19 protein-coding genes and 1 pseudogene are annotated in these 17,407 nt (G+C 47.4%); 6 read left to right on the top strand and 14 right to left on the bottom strand.

The genetic code is table 11. From position 1 onward, the window contains the following. Positions 1-28: 28 nt before the first annotated feature. On the bottom strand, positions 29-1,060 hold the full coding sequence (gene ynaI / locus A9587_RS14035) for a low conductance mechanosensitive channel YnaI (RefSeq protein WP_001516470.1): 1,032 nt from the start codon (positions 1,058-1,060) through the stop codon (positions 29-31). Between the two features lie 244 nt (positions 1,061-1,304). Between ynaI and A9587_RS14030 the strand changes: the two genes are divergently transcribed. Beyond that, entirely contained in the window at positions 1,305-1,550 is a 246-nt protein-coding gene (locus A9587_RS14030) for a DUF2534 family protein (protein WP_105263565.1), read from the top strand. 51 nt (positions 1,551-1,601) lie between these two features. Here A9587_RS14030 and uspE read toward each other — a convergent pair whose 3' ends face one another. The 4 genes and pseudogenes from uspE to A9587_RS25675 form a co-directional block, all read right to left on the bottom strand. Then, positions 1,602-2,561 carry a universal stress protein UspE gene (uspE, locus tag A9587_RS14025; protein WP_001516469.1) on the bottom strand — a complete coding sequence of 320 codons (960 nt, stop codon included), beginning with the start codon at positions 2,559-2,561 and terminating at the stop codon, positions 1,602-1,604. A 151-nt stretch (positions 2,562-2,712) separates the two neighbouring features. Further along, a complete protein-coding gene (gene fnr / locus A9587_RS14020) occupies positions 2,713-3,465 on the bottom strand; it encodes a fumarate/nitrate reduction transcriptional regulator Fnr (RefSeq protein WP_000611910.1) in 753 nt (250 codons plus the stop codon). A 194-nt stretch (positions 3,466-3,659) separates the two neighbouring features. Beyond that, complete coding sequence (ogt, locus tag A9587_RS14015) at positions 3,660-4,175, bottom strand: methylated-DNA--[protein]-cysteine S-methyltransferase (RefSeq protein ID WP_001516468.1); 516 nt, start codon at positions 4,173-4,175, stop codon at positions 3,660-3,662. Positions 4,176-4,185: 10 nt separating this feature from the next. Further along, positions 4,186-4,340, bottom strand: a pseudogene (locus A9587_RS25675) (p-aminobenzoyl-glutamate transporter); the annotation flags it as partial. 447 nt (positions 4,341-4,787) lie between these two features. Here A9587_RS25675 and smrA point away from each other — a divergent pair. Then, positions 4,788-5,351 carry a DNA endonuclease SmrA gene (gene smrA / locus A9587_RS14010; protein WP_105281922.1) on the top strand — a complete coding sequence of 188 codons (564 nt, stop codon included), beginning with the start codon at positions 4,788-4,790 and terminating at the stop codon, positions 5,349-5,351. A 30-nt stretch (positions 5,352-5,381) separates the two neighbouring features. Here the strand turns inward: smrA and A9587_RS14005 are convergent, their stop codons facing one another. Further along, entirely contained in the window at positions 5,382-6,614 is a 1,233-nt protein-coding gene (locus tag A9587_RS14005; RefSeq protein ID WP_000207190.1) for a sensor domain-containing diguanylate cyclase, read from the bottom strand. 195 nt (positions 6,615-6,809) lie between these two features. On the opposite strand from A9587_RS14005, the gene A9587_RS25060 reads away from it, so the two are divergent. The 4 genes from A9587_RS25060 (at position 6,810) to dbpA (ending at position 9,705) form a co-directional block, all read left to right on the top strand. Further along, positions 6,810-6,857 (top strand): hypothetical protein, encoded by a 48-nt coding sequence (locus tag A9587_RS25060; protein ID WP_214678597.1) that lies wholly within the window; start codon positions 6,810-6,812, stop codon positions 6,855-6,857. A 13-nt stretch (positions 6,858-6,870) separates the two neighbouring features. Next, positions 6,871-7,854 carry a zinc transporter ZntB gene (zntB, locus tag A9587_RS14000; protein ID WP_000452014.1) on the top strand — a complete coding sequence of 328 codons (984 nt, stop codon included), beginning with the start codon at positions 6,871-6,873 and terminating at the stop codon, positions 7,852-7,854. Between the two features lie 274 nt (positions 7,855-8,128). Further along, the gene (gene ynaL / locus A9587_RS24655) at positions 8,129-8,302 is read left to right on the top strand and encodes a proline-rich small protein YnaL (RefSeq protein ID WP_001296046.1); all 174 of its coding nucleotides are present in this window, start codon (positions 8,129-8,131) and stop codon (positions 8,300-8,302) included. Between the two features lie 29 nt (positions 8,303-8,331). Next, on the top strand, positions 8,332-9,705 hold the full coding sequence (dbpA, locus tag A9587_RS13990; RefSeq protein ID WP_000123768.1) for an ATP-dependent RNA helicase DbpA: 1,374 nt from the start codon (positions 8,332-8,334) through the stop codon (positions 9,703-9,705). A gap of 94 nt (positions 9,706-9,799) precedes the next feature. Here the strand turns inward: dbpA and ttcA are convergent, their stop codons facing one another. The 8 genes from ttcA to A9587_RS13950 all read right to left on the bottom strand — a co-directional run bounded on the left by ttcA (position 9,800) and on the right by A9587_RS13950 (position 17,341). Further along, positions 9,800-10,735: a tRNA 2-thiocytidine(32) synthetase TtcA gene (ttcA, locus tag A9587_RS13985; RefSeq protein WP_016248740.1), complete on the bottom strand. Its 936-nt coding sequence runs from the start codon at positions 10,733-10,735 to the stop codon at positions 9,800-9,802. Between the two features lie 51 nt (positions 10,736-10,786). Beyond that, positions 10,787-12,022, bottom strand: a complete 1,236-nt coding sequence (locus A9587_RS13980; protein ID WP_000040838.1) for a tyrosine-type recombinase/integrase — start codon at positions 12,020-12,022, stop codon at positions 10,787-10,789. 1 nt (position 12,023) lies between these two features. Further along, complete coding sequence (gene xisR, locus A9587_RS13975; RefSeq protein WP_000079604.1) at positions 12,024-12,239, bottom strand: excisionase XisR; 216 nt, start codon at positions 12,237-12,239, stop codon at positions 12,024-12,026. A gap of 99 nt (positions 12,240-12,338) precedes the next feature. Next, the gene (locus A9587_RS13970; protein ID WP_001298826.1) at positions 12,339-12,527 is read right to left on the bottom strand and encodes a DUF1187 family protein; all 189 of its coding nucleotides are present in this window, start codon (positions 12,525-12,527) and stop codon (positions 12,339-12,341) included. Further along, positions 12,520-12,714, bottom strand: a complete 195-nt coding sequence (gene ralR / locus A9587_RS13965; protein WP_021500490.1) for a type I toxin-antitoxin system endodeoxyribonuclease toxin RalR — start codon at positions 12,712-12,714, stop codon at positions 12,520-12,522. The genes A9587_RS13970 and ralR overlap by 8 nt, the downstream gene beginning before the upstream one ends. Before the next feature lie 63 nt (positions 12,715-12,777). Further along, complete coding sequence (locus A9587_RS13960) at positions 12,778-13,830, bottom strand: RecT family recombinase (RefSeq protein ID WP_001004422.1); 1,053 nt, start codon at positions 13,828-13,830, stop codon at positions 12,778-12,780. A gap of 11 nt (positions 13,831-13,841) precedes the next feature. After that, positions 13,842-16,964 carry an exodeoxyribonuclease VIII gene (gene recE / locus A9587_RS13955; RefSeq protein WP_016248739.1) on the bottom strand — a complete coding sequence of 1,041 codons (3,123 nt, stop codon included), beginning with the start codon at positions 16,962-16,964 and terminating at the stop codon, positions 13,842-13,844. Positions 16,965-17,065: 101 nt separating this feature from the next. Next, the gene (locus A9587_RS13950; protein WP_016248738.1) at positions 17,066-17,341 is read right to left on the bottom strand and encodes a phage protein; all 276 of its coding nucleotides are present in this window, start codon (positions 17,339-17,341) and stop codon (positions 17,066-17,068) included. Between the last annotated feature and the right edge of the window lie 66 nt (positions 17,342-17,407).

The following is a 17,407-nucleotide window of genomic DNA, read 5'->3' as shown; positions in this document are numbered from 1 at the left end:
TATATCGCCATCCAGTTTCTGCGGGTTGTTACTTCATCTGATCCGGCGGTGTAATATTATCCATATACAACGTCTGGCTTGGGAAGGCAAAATCTGCGCCATGCGACTGTACAATATCGATAATCTTCAAATAAACATCCTGTTGGACTGCCAGCCATTCGGCCCATACCGTGGTTTTGGTAAAGCAATAAACCATGATATTTAATGACGAGTCAGCAAACTGGTTGAAATAGACCAGTAAGGTTTGTCGCTGATCGATGTCGGGGTGATTTTTCAGCATTTCGCGTACTGCTTCGACAACGGCACCCACTTTTGCCGCGTCTTCATAACGTAAACCGATGGTCGTAGTAATACGACGGTTGGTCATGCGTCCCGGGTTTTCTACGCTGATAGACGAAAACAGCGAGTTTGGCACGTACAGAGGACGGTGATCAAAGGTGTTTATTTTAGTGATACGCCAGCCAATTTCTGCCACCGTACCTTCGATATTTCTGTCCGGTGAACGGATCCAATCGCCAATGCTAAAGGGACGATCGAAATAGAGCATAATCCCGGAAAAGAAGTTACTCAAAATATCTTTACCGGCCATACCGACAGCAAGACCACCAATACCACCGAAGGTCAGCAACCCGGAAAGGCTCATACCAAAATGTTCACCGTAAAGCAGAACAATCACCACAATTATGCAGATTTTGATGATACGTGACATAATCCGCGCACTGGTGATATCACGGCCTTTTTTTATCTGTTGTTTTTCAAACTGGTTAATCAGAAGGAATAACTTAACCGTCAGAATAAGCGCAATCAGTGACGTACAAATAAAATCGACGGCGTCTGGTGTGATAAATTTGAGTTTGTAATTTTCAATGACATAATTAATGATGCTGCCAACAGCACTAATAATTATGGTGTAGATCAAAAATTGAACCGCATGGAATAAGAATCCTTTCTTGTTACGATTCCCACGACGAAACAAAAAGCTCATCAGAATCAATGCTGCGCAGCTACCGAAAATAATGACCAGATTAAGCGCATTATTTGTAAACAGTTCAGCGATCATTGTTTTATCAGGCTCCTCCAGATTGGTTGAAGTCATGCCGGAAACCCCTGGCGGGGCTATTTTACCGCGACAAATGATTCATATCATCAATAGTAAGGGAAGGAAGTAGCAACATCAGCGAATTGATCAATAGATTGATGATATAAACGTCAACAATCTGACGCCTTCAGAGCAGACAACGACAAAATGTCATGGTATTGTTACGCGTAAGTAACAGAGAGTTTGTTTGCACAAGGATTACATTATGATCATGATGAAATTAAAGTCAGCGAGGGGAAGAAAGTTTCTCTTAGGCTTGTTGGCGGTTTTTATTATTGCGGCGTCGGTGGTGACTCGCGCAACCATTGGTGGTGTTATTGAACAATATAATATTCCGCTGTCTGACTGGACGACATCAATGTATGTGATTCAATCTTCGATGATTTTCGTGTACAGCCTGGTTTTTACCGTGTTGCTGGGAATTTATTTCCTCGGCGGCGATGAGAAATAAGCAAGAAGAAAAGGCCCGAAGTATCGGGCCTCGTGAGTAATTAAAGAACGATTAATCGTCGTCGTCTTCTTCTTCGTCATCCAGTTCAACTGGCGTCTGGTATTGATCGGGTTTGATTACCAGCAGGTCGCAACGGAGATGATCAATCACCTGTTCCGCCGTATTGCCAAGGAATGCCGCGGAAATTCCGGTTCGTCCTACGGTGCCAAGAACGACAATTCCTGCCTGCAAATGTTCCGCCAGATCAGGAATCACTTCTTCCGGCAGACCTTTTTCGACGTGCGTCATGTTTTCATTAATACCGAATTTCTGCCGCAGGGCTTTCATCGCCAGCAAATGTTGTCCGCGGATAGCGTCGTTATAAACGCTTGGATCAAATTCCGGCAGCTCAATAGCAATATTAATAGGAGTAACGGGATACGCGCCAACCAGATGGACTTCGGTGTGATTCACCTGTGCAGCCAGTTCAATCGTCTCTTTCACCAGTTTTTCATTGAGCGCATTATGATACGGCTCTTCGCTGGCGAGATTTACTGCCACCAACGCCTTACCGCCTTCCGGCCACGGTTGATCTTTCACCATCCACACCGGACTTGGGCATTTACGCAACAGATGCCAGTCGGTAGGGGTAAAGATAACCGCTTCCAGACGATCATGTTGGTGTGCCATTTTCAGGACTAAATCGTGCCCACCGCTGACCACTTCCTGAATGATGGCTTCGAAAGGACGGTTATGCCAGACCACTTTGATTTCAATGGGGACGCCAGCGTTAAGATAATATTTCGCCTGCTCGTGTATCCACGCAGTTCGCTGACTGATAACACCCTGACGCATGGCGGTGCGCTCGTCCGGGGAGAGCAGGGTAGTCATTTCGTATGAGAAATCATAAATCGGCAAAAAAGCTTTAATTTTGCCACCAATCCGTTGATGTAAATAAACAGCTCGCCGTAATGCTGGTTGATCGTCCTGGTTAGGATCGATAACAACGAGCATGTTCTGATACATAGCCATACAGGGTCTCCTTACAACAACTGTCAATGCAGTTTGTAATTAAAAGATTAACCCATATCTGGTGAATGAAACAGTGATGAACCTTCTGCCAGATCAATAAATCAGAAAAATTTAATGATATGACAGAAGGATAGTCGATTATGCGGAAAAATCAGGCGACGTTGCGCGTATGACCAGCAAGCAGGGCCAGCGCATCGTTATTTTCGATGGTGATGTATTTACCTTTGACTGCCAGCATGCCGCTTTTTTGGAAGCGTCCCAGCAGACGGCTGATGGTTTCTACCGTCAGGCCCAGGTAGTTGCCGATATCGCCACGAGTCATCGTCAGGCGGAATTCACGAGGGGAGAAGCCGCGTTGGGCAAAACGACGGGACAGGTTGTAGATAAAAGCAGCCAGACGTTCTTCTGCATTTTTCTTCGACAGCAGCAGAATCATGTCCTGATCGCCTTTAATTTCACCGCTCATCAGACGCATCATCTGCTGACGCAGATTCGGCATTTTACCAGACAGATCGTCCAGTGTTTCGAACGGGATTTCACATACCATTGACGTTTCCAGCGCCTGGGCGAAGCTAGGGTGATGACCGCTGCCAATAGCGTCAAAACCTACCAGGTCGCCTGCTAAATGGAAGCCAGTGATTTGCTCGTCGCCTTGCTCTGTGATGGTATAACTTTTAATCGTACCGGAGCGGATGGCATAAAGCGATTTAAGTTCATCACCAGCCTTAAACAGCGTCTGGCCTTTCTGAATAGGCTTCTTTCGCTCAATGATATTATCAAGCTGATCAAGCTCATGTTCGTTTAGTGTGAACGGGATGCAAAGCTGACTGATGCTGCAATCCTGGCAATGGATAGCACAACCGCCAGACTGAATGCGCCGTATAATTCGCTTTTCCGGGATCATAGGTCTGCTCAAGCCGTAATTGATATTTGTCAATTTTAACATCTTTTTAGGGAGCAAGTAAGTCTAAGCAAACCTTAACAGCGGAGAATTCCGATAATAGATGTAAATATATATCTATCTACTTGAAAATTCTTAAATTATTAAGGATGGCTTTACATAAAACTGTGAGCAAACCGGCACAAATTGTTTAAGGTCTACAGCAGCAGATAGCCTTCATGGCGCAATAACCACTCTTTTCGCTGCACTCCGCCTGCATATCCGGTCATCGTGCCGTTTCGTCCAATAACCCGGTGGCAAGGTACGACAATACTGATCGGATTTGAACCGTTCGCCGCGCCAACGGCGCGCGCTGCGCCCGGACGACCCAGATGTTCTGCCAGTTGACCGTAATGCATTACCTGGCCACAAGGAATAGTGCGCAATGTTTTCCACACTTCCCGCTGAAATGGAGTACCACCAGTAGCGGTAGGAAGGGTATCAATAATGCTAAGATTACCGGCAAAATAGTCGCGAAGTTTGTCGCTAAGACCGCCGGGATTGGTTGCGGAAATTCGCTCATAACCTTCTTTGCGATAATGGATGTCCAGCAATTGCACCATGCGATCACTGTACTCTTCCCATTCAACCGCCCGCAGACGGAATTGTTCATCGCAAATCACCCATAGTGGACCCAATGGGGTGGCAATTTTTTCTTCAAGTAATCTCAGCATCCGTTCTCTCTCAAGGCAAACGTGGGTAAAACCCGGACTAATCAGTAGACCGACAAGATACCATGCCAGCAATATCAGCAGCCATACCACCAAGAATATAAGAGGAGACAGTAAGGCTAACAAATTGTAGGTATCCAGTTTGGCGACTGGCTTATATCGTTGCAGGAGTCAGAGAAACAGAGATATTAGTGCTGATAGTTATATAGAGGTGCAAACAATGCAAAAAAGGGGGCAGGCAGCCACTGCTGATCGCGTTTTTAGTCTGCGAATGTGATTATCTTCTGCGCACGCATAAAAAAATAGAGCCTGTCGACATCCGCCAGACTCTACAGTACACACAGCAGTGCATCCGCGTCTTTATTCCGGCCTGGGTTCCTGTCTGCCGGTGACAGTGTTATAACGGTTTTACCACTCTGTTGCCAATTTTCTTCAGTGACCGGTTTCACGAAAATATAAGTTAAATCAGCCGCTATACAACTGAGTCATCATGCATTAATGCTTCGCCGTAATATATGTTGTTCCTAATCTGCATACGGGAAATTGCGCCAGACCGTTGTCGGCCTGATGGGGCACAGTTATTATATCGCGCTCTGTATTGCGTGAGGATGCTACATGAACCCTGACGACAAATCGCTGTTTCTTGACGCCATGGAAGATGTCCAGCCACTGAAATGCGCTACTGATGTCTACTGGCATCCAACGCGTAACCAACGTGCGCCGCAGCGTATAGATACGCTGCAACTTGATAATTTTCTCACCACCGGATTTCTTGACATTATTCCACTAAACCAGCCGCTGGAATTTCGTCGGGAAGGGTTGCAACATGGGGTGATTGATAAGCTACGCAGCGGCAAATATCCGCAGCAGGTCAGCCTGAATTTACTGCGCCAGCCGGTGGAGGAGTGCCGTAAAATGGTATTCAGTTTTATTCATCAGGCGCTGGCGGACGGCTTGCGAAATGTGCTTATTATTCATGGCAAAGGGCGGGAAGATAAATCACACGCGAATATTATTCGTAGCTATGTGGCGCGTTGGCTGACGGAGTTCGAAGACGTACAGGCCTATTGCACCGCACTACCGCATCATGGCGGTAGTGGGGCATGTTACGTCGCGCTGCGTAAAACGGTGCAGGCGAAGCTGGAAAACTGGGAACGCCACGCTAAACGTAGTCGATAATTAAATGACGCTTCCGCGTTTTTGAATATATCAGGCGGCTAACACGCGGTTGCGTCCGTCATTTTTTGCCCGATACAAGGCATCATCAACACGCTTAAACAGTTCATCGATGTTTTCATTTCCTTCGTGATGCGCCACGCCAATACTGACTGTGAAGCGCGGTAAGCCCGAAATACTCACTTTTGCCACGCTCAAGCGGATAGTTTCAGCCAACGAAAGTGCAGTATCCAACGGGGTTCTCGGCAACAATAAGACGAACTCTTCCCCCCCCCAACGAAACACCAAATCGCCTTTGCGGGCGCAACTTTCAAGAGTATGGGCAAGCGAGCATAACACTTCATCTCCTTTCTGATGACCGTATAAGTCATTGATATGCTTAAAACGATCGGTGTCGATGAGCAACAAACTATAATCCTGAGCTATTGCCAGGTGCTGCATCTGTCCGGGGTCGGTTATGTGATAAAACTGCCGACGGTTGAGTAATCCCGTTAGTGCATCATGGTGGGCTGCATGTTCCAGTTGTTCCTCCAGCCGTTTTTGCTCTGTAATATCATGTACGATGCATAACATTAACCTGTCGCCGTAAATCTCAATTGGCCCGGCATAAGTTTGCACATGCCGAATGGAGCCATCTGCCAGTTTATGGACAAAATTGAGAGGCTTATGGCCGCCGGGCAACCGTGAAATTTCATGCATGACTGGCATGATGCGACGCCCAAGCATATTTATTTCCCAGGTGTGCTTCTGACACATTGTTTCATGGTTGTAGCCGTAGAAATTGAGCGCGGCCAGATTAGCATCGACGATTTGGCCATCACGTGAGGGATCAATTAACAGCATCGGTGCAGAGTTGGTCAGAAAAAAACGAGCATAAAACCCTTGTTTTTTACGCTGATAATTCGCTGAACGACTGGCTTTTAACCCCAGTGTTGCTGGAGTTTCCATTCCTTCGAAGATAATTACTTTTCCCGTCTCACTCATCTCTTTGAGGGTCAATCGGCAGCTTAATGCCGCCTCTTCACCATTACGCTGGACAGTGAGAATTTCTACAATATCGAGCTGGTTATGCAAGTCTGTGAGGTATTTAGGAAGCTCGTTTTGCGAGGAGATGGAATAGAGGCCGGTACGTAGCTGACTAAAGGTGAGTTCTTGCATCAAAAGTCGCGCTGCACTATTGGCATAAATTAATTGTTCTTCAAAGGGGGAAACGATCCAGACAGGACTGGTTAATAAGTCCAGAGTATTGAAGTTGTGCGTAGTCATTGAAATCCCGTTATTTTTATCAATCTTTTGTTACTACCTGATCGCAAAAATGCCACGACAAATGATCAGATAATTCTGATAATGATAGACGCTATTTAACGCTTTACACGTTTTCAAATCAGGAAAAGTATTTTGCTTTCTGTATTTAATTTTGACAGGATTTTATTAATCATTTCAGGGTAATGGGGTGATGAGATGTTGCGTAAGATGACCAGAAGACTAGACTACAAAATAATGCGTTGACAATGGAGGCACTGTGGAAGTGATTAAGGGAGCGGACGTAAATGTCCCGGATGCAGTATTTGCCTGGATGTTGGATGGTAAAGGCGGAGTTAAACCGCTGGAAAATACAGATGATATAGATGAAGCGCATCCTTGCTGGCTCCACCTCAATTATGTGCACCATGACAGTGCCCAATGGCTGGCGACAACACCCTTGTTGCCAAATAACGTACGCGATGCGCTGGCGGGGGAAAGCACGCGGCCCAGGGTCAGCCGTCTTGGGGAAGGGACGTTGATTACTTTACGCTGCATTAATGGCAGCACTGATGAACGTCCCGATCAACTGGTCGCCATGCGTGTTTATATGGATGGACGGTTAATTGTCTCGACCCGACAACGTAAAGTGTTGGCGCTGGATGATGTGGTTAGCGATCTGGAAGAGGGAACCGGCCCGACCGATTGCGGTGGCTGGCTGGTGGATGTGTGTGATGCGTTAACCGATCATTCCAGTGAGTTTATAGAACAACTGCACGATAAAATTATCGACCTGGAAGATAATCTGCTCGATCAACAAATACCGCCGCGCGGTTTCCTGGCGTTGCTGCGTAAACAATTAATTGTGATGCGTCGCTATATGGCACCGCAGCGTGATGTTTATGCTCGCCTTGCCAGTGAGCGTCTGCCGTGGATGAATGACGACCAACGCCGCCGAATGCAGGACATTGCCGATCGTCTCGGACGCGGCCTGGATGAGATTGACGCCTGTATTGCCCGAACCGGCGTGATGGCAGATGAAATCGCTCAGGTCATGCAGGAAAATTTAGCGCGTCGTACTTATACGATGTCGTTGATGGCAATGGTCTTTTTACCCAGTACGTTTTTAACTGGGTTATTTGGTGTCAACCTCGGTGGTATTCCTGGCGGGGGATGGCAATTCGGCTTTTCGCTTTTTTGTATTCTGTTAGTTGTTCTTATTGGTGGTGTTGCTTTATGGTTGCATCGTAGTAAATGGTTGTAACAAAAGAAAATTTGTCTACTTCCTGTATATAAAAACGCCGTAAAGTTTGAGCGAAGTCAATAAACTCTCTACCCATTCAGGGCAATATCTCCCTCGCAGGTGAATGCAACGTCAAGCGATGGGCGTTGCGCTCCATATTGTCTTACTTCCTTTTTTGAATTACTGCATAGCACAATTGATTCGTACGACGCCGACTTAGATGAGTCGGCTTTTTTTTGCCTGTTATTTTTCAGCGTCTACCCTTTAAGAGTCCACCCCATGACCGGAGGGAAATATGACGACACTCATTTATTTGCAAATTCCTGTCCCTGAACCCATTCCTGGCGATCCCGTACCAGTGCCAGATCCCATCCCTCGTCCGCAACCCATGCCAGACCCGCCGCCAGATGAAGAACCGATTAAATTGTCGCATCGTGAGCGTAGATCTGCGAGGATACGCGCCTGCTAATTTTGCGTCGATGACCACGAGAATAGATTGTGACCGCTTTTTCTACCCTGAACGTTTTGCCTCCCGCCCAGCTCACTAACCTTAATGAGTTGGGCTATTTAACCATGACGCCGGTGCAGGCCGCCGCGCTTCCGGCGATCCTTGCCGGAAAAGATGTTCGCGTGCAGGCGAAAACTGGCAGCGGCAAAACGGCGGCATTTGGCCTTGGCTTGTTACAGCAAATTGATGCGTCACTGTTTCAGACCCAGGCTTTAGTGCTGTGCCCGACCCGTGAACTGGCGGATCAGGTTGCCGGAGAGTTGCGCCGGCTGGCGCGTTTTCTGCCGAATACCAAAATCTTGACCTTATGCGGCGGCCAGCCGTTCAGCATTCAGCGCGATTCGCTGCAACATGCGCCGCATATCATCGTGGCAACGCCGGGCCGTTTGCTCGATCACCTGCAAAAAGGCACTGTATCGCTGGATACCCTGAATACGCTGGTAATGGATGAAGCCGACCGTATGTTGGATATGGGATTTAGCGACGCAATTGATGACGTCATCCGTTTTGCGCCTGCTTCTCGCCAGACGCTTCTGTTTTCTGCAACCTGGCCGGACGCAATTGCCGCGATTAGCGGTCGTGTACAACGCGATCCTTTAGCGATTGAGATTGATACGTCAGATGCTTTACCGCCTATTGAACAACAATTTTATGAGACATCCAGCAAAGGCAAAATTTCGTTGTTGCAGCGGTTATTAAGCTTGCATCAGCCATCATCTTGTGTGGTGTTCTGTAATACAAAAAAAGATTGCCAGGCTGTGTGTGATGCTCTGAATGAAGTAGGGCAAAGTGCATTGTCGTTACATGGCGATCTGGAACAACGCGACCGCGATCAGACGTTGGTTCGTTTTGCCAATGGTAGCGCACGTGTGCTGGTGGCGACCGATGTCGCGGCACGTGGTCTGGATATCAAATCTCTTGCGCTGGTGGTGAACTTTGAGCTGGCGTGGGACCCTGAAGTTCATGTACATCGCATCGGGCGTACTGCGCGAGCGGGGAATAGCGGTCTGGCGATCAGTTTCTGTGCTCCGGAAGAGGCGCAGCGGGCGAATATCATTTCTGACATGTTGCAGATAAAACTTAACTGGCAAACGCCACCAGCCAGCAGCGCCATTGTGCCGCTGGAAGCAGAAATGGCGACGTTGTGCATTGATGGTGGGAAAAAAGCGAAAATGCGTCCAGGCGATGTGCTGGGGGCGCTGACGGGGGATATTGGTCTGGATAGCACAGATATTGGCAAAATTGCCGTTCATCCAGCACATGTCTACGTCGCAGTGCGTCAGTCTGTTGCCCATAAGGCATGGAAACAGTTACAGGGCGGAAAGATTAAAGGGAAAACGTGCCGGGTGCGGTTATTAAAATAACGAAATGTTGAATTGCCGGATGCGACGCTGGTTGCGTCTTATCCGGCCAGCACAAGAATAGCCCGATAAGCTTGCGTATCGGGCGCTATCCTGGTTATTTCACTTCAACCACATTCAGGCGTAACTCATCCAACTGATTTTCATCTTCTTCAGGCTGCCAGCCCGCGGGTTGTAGTGGTAGCTCTTCGCGATCAAACGCCAGATCACCGCCGTTAACCACTTCAGAACCGTGGGTAATGCCTTTGAAATCGAACAGATTGGTATCGCACAGATGTGACGGCACCACATTCTGCATCGCGCTGAACATTGTCTCAATACGCCCTGGATAACGCTTATCCCAATCACGCAACATATCGGCAATCACCTGACGTTGCAGGTTAGGCTGTGAACCGCACAGGTTGCACGGAATAATCGGGAACGCTTTCGCATCGGCAAAACGCTGAATGTCCTTTTCACGGCAATAAGCCAGCGGACGAATTACGATATGTTTGCCGTCATCGCTCATCAGCTTTGGTGGCATACCTTTCATCTTGCCGCCGTAGAACATGTTTAAGAACAGCGTTTGCAGGATATCGTCACGATGGTGACCCAGTGCGATTTTCGTCGCGCCCAGTTCTGTTGCCGTGCGGTAAAGAATACCGCGACGCAGACGAGAGCAGAGTGAGCAGGTGGTTTTGCCTTCCGGGATCTTTTCTTTCACGATCCCATAAGTATTCTCTTCAACAATTTTGTACTCAACGCCCAGCTTTTCAAGATACTCCGGCAGGACGTGCTCCGGGAAACCGGGCTGCTTCTGGTCGAGGTTAACGGCAACCAGCGAAAAACTGATTGGCGCGCTTTGCTGCAAATTCCGCAGGATCTCCAGCATGGTATAGCTGTCTTTTCCCCCGGAAAGGCAAACCATAATGCGGTCGCCATCTTCAATCATATTGAAGTCAGCAATGGCTTCGCCCACATTGCGGCGCAGGCGTTTTTGTAATTTGTTCAGGTTGTATTGTTCTTTCTTCGTATTCTTTTGATTTTCTTGCATTATTTCAGTTCTCTGGTACTAAATGGGGCAAATTGGGGGCAAACTTTGCAACTACGATAACCGCGCATTCAACATAGCTACCTGTTCGTCGTTCATGTCATCAATCCACATACCGTAAATTTCATACACCATCTGCGCAGTTTCATGCCCCATCTGGCTGGCTATAAATGCCGGGTTCGCTCCTGCCGTCAACAACCAGCAGGCAAAAGTATGCCGCGTATGGTACGGATTACGGCGGCGAATACCAGCACGTTTTACTGCTGCATTCCATCTCGCCCCCAGACTGCTTACCGAGTAATAAGGTTTCTGTTTTCCGTTACACACCCTGGGCATGAAAACAAAATGCAGTTTTTGCTTTTCGGTTCTGCCGTACTCCCGATGATAAAAAGTGATTTCGCTTTTGCGATGATGCCCGGTTAGTTTGTATTGCTCCTTCAGTGCTTCAATAGCAGGCCGCAGTAGTGTTACCGTCCGAATCCCCGCATTTGTTTTTGGGGGACCGAACATATCAAGTATCGTCAGGTTTCTTCTGACATTCACAATTCCCTTCTCGAAATCCACATCCTCCCACGCCAGAGCAGCCAGTTCCCCGTGACGAAGCCCGGAGTAAACGGCAAATTTCCACAAGTTCTGGCTCTGTCCTTTTTCACTTTCCATTAATGCATTGAATTCTGTTTTAGATAACGGATCAGGCTTTATTCTGTTTCGCTGTAATTTTTTTACTCCTTCAAATGGTTTGGTTGATATAAATCCCGACTGATACGCAAAACGTAACAACGAACAGAGCAGGGCGATATAGTTATCAACTGTGCGCACGGTTCTTCCTTTTTTGTTGGATCTTGGATTATCCAGGTAAAGCGTTTCTCCATGCAGCAGTTCATTCCGGTAGTTTAAGATATCGCTATAACGAATATGTGATATTGGGGTACTCTCACAAATTATTATCCTGAGTGTTTTTAATTGTGATTTCGTTTTCTTCATTGTGTTTGTTGTTAACTCTGTCTCTTTAATTTTTGTCCAGATATCACAAAGCTCCCCGAACGTTTTTATGACCCTCGTTGTCACCATTTTTGCCCCAGTGCTGGACTGGGGGAAACGTCTTAAATACTCAAATTCACCGGAATTGATTTCATGAACTATCAACGCTCTTAAATTCCCGGCTTTTTTAATGTTACTGTTAGTAACCTCCCAGCCTTTCAATGTTTCCCGACATCGTTTTCCTCGAAACATGAACCAGATGCGAATGTATTTACCTCGAATCTCGACACCTGTTGGTAATTTAGACATATCATGAGTCTTTGATAAACTGATTTATCTTTGGATAGTTGTACCAGATAATCCCTCGCTTACTGTCTGGCTTCCCTAAAGGAGATACTCGTTTGAAGTGGAAGCCTTCCACCCAACAGTTCTGGCGGTATGCTTCAATTTGTCTGGCCCCCAGACCAGTGCGAAGCATCAGGCCGTATTCAACCATCCACTCTTCATTAAAGATTACTTGTGCCATCGCATCACCTCTGGCAGGCGCCAATGTTAGACTGAAATTGACGCCCGATGTTGATTATTAATAATCAGCTATGAAGTTTTAATTTGAATACAATGCAATTCACGAGGACTGAAGTTGCTCGCAATTAAAATTTATCAGTTTTACTTTCTGCTCTCTGGAAACGCCTGCTTCTTTTTTACCTGAGAGCATTTTTTCGCATTCTGATTTGGTTAATTTTGTTTTTGAGTACCTTGTCCAGTTAGTAGGAGTGCCACCTTCCTTTTCAATAGTGGCGGTAATTTTATACATGAACACCTCCATTATTATTTCCAGTGGTTCGTTTATTCCATCGTTCGAGTGCTTCTTTTTCACTTCCACCATAGCCGGTTCGGGATTCGCATCCGTTACACTTCGCGCGGTAATATCCTGAAATGGCTTTCACCGTTACTGATGGACAACCACAAAAAGGGCATGGTTTGACTTTTTCATACCGCATTGTCTTTTCTCTCATAAAATAAAATTTTGTGATGGCGGTGAGGCTACACCGCCAAAGTCAATATCAGGAGCCGATATATTCTGGTTTCATATCTGTCAGTGTCGTTTTATACGCCTCATATAATTCACCCAGATGTGGCCGGGCAGCATTCAGCGTATTTTCCAGAGCAGTAAATTTTTGTTCTGCTTCTGGATCACCTGAAGAAGGTAGGTCATTTATCATCTTCTCGATACGGGCAATAGCATTGAGACGGTGATGACGCTGAACCACTTTTCCTTTAAGTTCCGTATAGAGAGCGCCAAGTGTATTTTTATGATCTTCCACTTCCTGGCGAAGTGCTGTTGTTTCCCCGGTGCTTTGTGCCTGCTCAATACGTTCACGGAAAGCATCGATCCAGTTTTCCCCGGCATCCTGCTCAATAATTGTTGTTTCACGTTCCGCGCGGCAAGCGGAAGTGTTTTTATGTTCCTGAACCGGATTAATGATTTTTTCCTGTGGCTCGTCCAGTTCGTCCCTGGTGTACACTCCAAGAATCACTTCGGGGCAATAAAGGCGCGCCCAGCGTTTCAGCGCTAGATAGGCAAGCTGCTGGCGAGGATCGTCGGCCCATAGCGTTGAGTTACGTGTTCTGGCCTGCGCCAGAAGTAATTCCAGTACGCGTGGTTTACTTTCGCCGCGTAGTGTTGCCTGGACACGAACACCGATCCCGTTTTCATCGGCCAGCTTCCAGCCAGGTACACGATATTCTTTCCCTTTGTCGCTCTTCCTGATTTCAAATTTCCCGATAATTTTTTCCCACGGCCCGAACCAGTCATATTCAATACGCCCGGTTAGCGGCCCACGAGTACTGATTACGGCATTAACCAGTTGCGCTTCATATCCGAGCACACCATTCACAACGAAAGTTTTCTGAGCTACTGCGTAAGGGTTCATTTGCCACTGCATCGCCTGCATGGTGATGGCCATGCAGTCTGATGGATTTCCCCGGAGGTGTTCCGGTACAGTAGCCATGCCGGAAGCCATTACCTGGGAAAATGTCTGAATTGCAGCCAGGGACTGAGGGCTGAAAACCGCAACATTAGAGTTAATATTTTCTTGTTGAGTTAATTCGTTCATTGTGTCCTTCCTCAGATGCTCAGTGCTTCAAGACGACGAAGATCAAAGTCGTTTAATTCGTCGGTATAACTTTCGGTAATCGGTGCTGGCCAGTTGTTTGTCTCCAGGGCTTCGTTTATCTGGCGTAGCGTCCGGCGATATTCCTGTCGACCAAGTTCCAGGAGTTCCTGCGAGGCTTCCACGACTGCCACCCAGTGATAGCCAGCATCTTTGTTGACGAAGATCCAGAAAAATTTGTCCAGGTTTGCCACATCGCAATACATTGCGGCGCTGAGGTGATAATCACGCTCAATAATTTCACGGTGCAGGCGATCTTTAAGTCGTTCCTGTCGCACATAACCGAGGCTGACTGACTTCACGTCAGCGCAAATGCTTTCGTATGGCAGCCGGATTTCGATATCAGGACGGACCCTGATTTCCAGCCCGGTTTCTTCATCAAACCCGAAATAGCTGATTTCAGATTTGCGATCCGGGTGGTTGAGTAGCCTTGCTGCATCGGTATTGTTTTGCAGTGCCGCGTGAATATTTTTTGCCTGTTCATACATCTCCGGACTGATAAACGTTTTCCCGGCATTTTCTTCTTGCTGGCGTTTTTGCCAGTCCTCCAGTGTCACCAGTTCCGGGCGAATTTTCCGTGCGATTTCGGTTAATTGCTCTTTTGTGCCACTGATGTTGTAAGGCAAAGATTTAGCACGTTCTTTTTTTGCCAGTTCTGGGTCTACAGTTTCAATTTGATCCAGAAGCTGCTCCCGTGCTCCACTGGTTTTCAACAGAGGAGGGAGGCTTGCGTTGTATTCTTTAATACAGGCTTTCATTGCTGATGCTGTGTGTTTTTCCCCCTCAGGAATACGCCGAAATTCCACCGGAAGCGAACCGTAAAGGATGCCTGTTTCTTCGGCCCCGGCACTTACAGACAGTGGCTGTATAAGAGTGCTGTTGTAGCTTTCGATCCACTCTTTCATCTGCTCTGGTGTCATCAGTGCTGGCAGACTGGCATTGTGTTTTTTAATGATGGCGATCAGTTCGCTAGAAGTAGTAACCACATATTCAGGAACCGGTACCGGAATGGCATATTCATCAGCGAATTTATCCGTTTCCAGAACATAGCTGTGAATGATCCGCCCACGCAGCAGTGCATCACTTTCCTCGTTCGGAATAGTTCCGGCAATGTGCCGTCCGTGGTAATACATCAGGCTGATACGGGCATCCTTCAGCATCGTGCTGCTTATTCCGTTGGCGGAGTGATAAACCTCGTTCGGGAGGTTTTCATAGCGGCCAGGCTCGAAATATGACGGCCACATGATTTCAGTTGCTACAGGAGCTGACGCTTCACCAGTTTCATCACTGCAATCACGATGCGGATCGCTGCCAGCATTCTCATTGTGCGGATGTTCAGCGCCTTCCATTTCCACCGGATCTTTTTCCTTAGCTTCAACCTGATTCTCTTCATCGAATGTTTCCTGGTATGTTGCGTCGCCCGTCACCGCCCCACAGTCAGGGCAGTTATCTCCGCCAGTCTGACCGCAGGCATTGCAGACTATTTCCGGTTCCTGTTGCACTACTGCCTCAGGTTGTTTCACATCCGGGCTGGTTTTTTCCGTTTCTGGCTGGTTCTGGTACACAGAATCGCGAGTCTGGATCCCCTTAACCCATTTCGGATCGTTCGGGTCGCTAATTCCGTCAACAAATTCACCACGTGATGCAGCAAGCAATTTATCGGCATCGACAGGATTTTTTGATGGAATGTTTTTCCGGGCTTCATGGAGTTCTGCCCGCAGTTCCTGATATTTCGCATCAACAGAATTTACCTGTGACTGAGCATCCAGCGGCTGCGTGTCCTGATGATGTTCAGTTGCGTCCGGTTCCATTGTTTCAGCCTCTCCCTGTTCATCTGCCGTTGTTTCAGATGGTTGCGGTTTTTCTTCATCATCCTGTTTTCCTTCTTCTGTTACACGCTGCGGCATCGGGGCAGAGGAGCGACCGCAGGCAATATCCACGATTTCCGGATCAGGGTTGGCATGATCGGTTTCAGTCAGTACTTTGTTCAGATATTCAGTGACGTGCGCGGGGATGACCTCGATCCCAATTGGTGCTTCTTTCACGGACGCAACCACGATGGCGCGTGAATAATCCAGCCCGCCAGGCATGGTGATGAATTTGTCGCGGAAAACAGAAAAGGGCGGTTTATTTTCAGCGATAATTTCCTCAATGCGTTTAGCGTGTGCCGGATGAAGGTTATAGATGTCCACGTCCATTGAACGGGCCAGTACGCCAGTGGCTACATCGCGCGCCAGTGACGTCAGATCGTGGACGAAACCTTCGCCGCGATCGGTGAGGTTCCCGCCGCCAGCATTAGCACCGGAAGCCGTGCGAGTGATGCGTGAAACACGATTCCCTTTTCGCCATTCTTTTGTCAGAAGACCGCGATCAATGTGTTCGGTATCCAGCCAGGCTGAAATGAAATTCTTAAATTCATAGGGCTGATGTTTTTTCGTGATAGAGAAAACCCCCTTAATTGCATCAGTCAGGCGGAGCAGGGCGGCATTATCCAGAGTTGTCGGTTCTGCCATGCCGCGTATGGCCAACAGCAGATTCTGGACATAGCTGTTTTCCTGATCCATCTCAAGAGCAGTAATGTGTTCGCGTTGTTCTCGGGTGGCATGATGCAGGTATTTCCGATCCCCGGCCGCATAGGTAAAAATGTGCAGAAGACGCTGTGTGAACCGCAAAGTAGATACAGAAACTTCGCAATCCTGGCAATCCCCGTGAGCGTCTGCCAGTGTGTTTTCTTCCTGCCCTCCCGTCAGTTCTTCGGTTTCCTGAGCATTCTCCTGATGGTGAACGTCGTCTGGCGCTGCTCCCGATTTTAGTTCCCAGGTCATGGAGTCTTTGCTGAGTTGATAGCGTTCACTCCAGGTAAAATCGATCTCACCTTCAGGGGGCAGGTCATTAACGACAGGAAAATTCGTGGCAACAGCTTTAAAATAGCTGCTCAGTTTTTTACCTGACTTAACGATCAGGTAGTCCAGAGTGGCACAGGTCGATTCAAAATCGTCGCTTGCCCACAGGACGACGTCAGGTTCACCGGATGATTTTTTCGCTTTCCGTAACAGGAAGAGTGGTTTTGTGCTCATTGTTTTTTAACCTCAACTCAGATTAAAATTCGTTTTGTTCAGTGAATGATCTTGCCGGATACACACTGTTCATAGCCTGCGCCATACGCAGGCTATTTCTTTCAGATTTCACCTTTTAATTTCATTGCAATCAGAGTTGCCAGAAATTCGGCTTTTTTTTCTGTGGGCAGATTCTTTCCGATATGCACCAGGCTCATTTTTTTGACACCTTCGTGAAGTGTTTTAACGTTGCCTGATGGACCGTCGATATCAACTACAGTGAATGGGGTTTCTTTATTTTCTGTTTTAATCACGTAGCCAATACGCTTTCCTTCCAGATTAACCTCGTGAACAATGTCATCAGTAGTTACAATAGTGGTTTCATAATTAGTAATCATGTTTTTCTCCTTAATTAAGGTTGAGCGAATCCCTGCCATTGCTGGCATGAATTCAGTTTCGCATAG

Origin of the sequence: Escherichia sp. MOD1-EC6162, assembly GCF_002965125.1 — a bacterium.
Lineage (GTDB): Bacteria > Pseudomonadota > Gammaproteobacteria > Enterobacterales > Enterobacteriaceae > Escherichia > Escherichia marmotae.
Note: the sequence above shows the minus strand (reverse complement) of the source record. Positions and strands in the feature narration are given on the sequence as shown.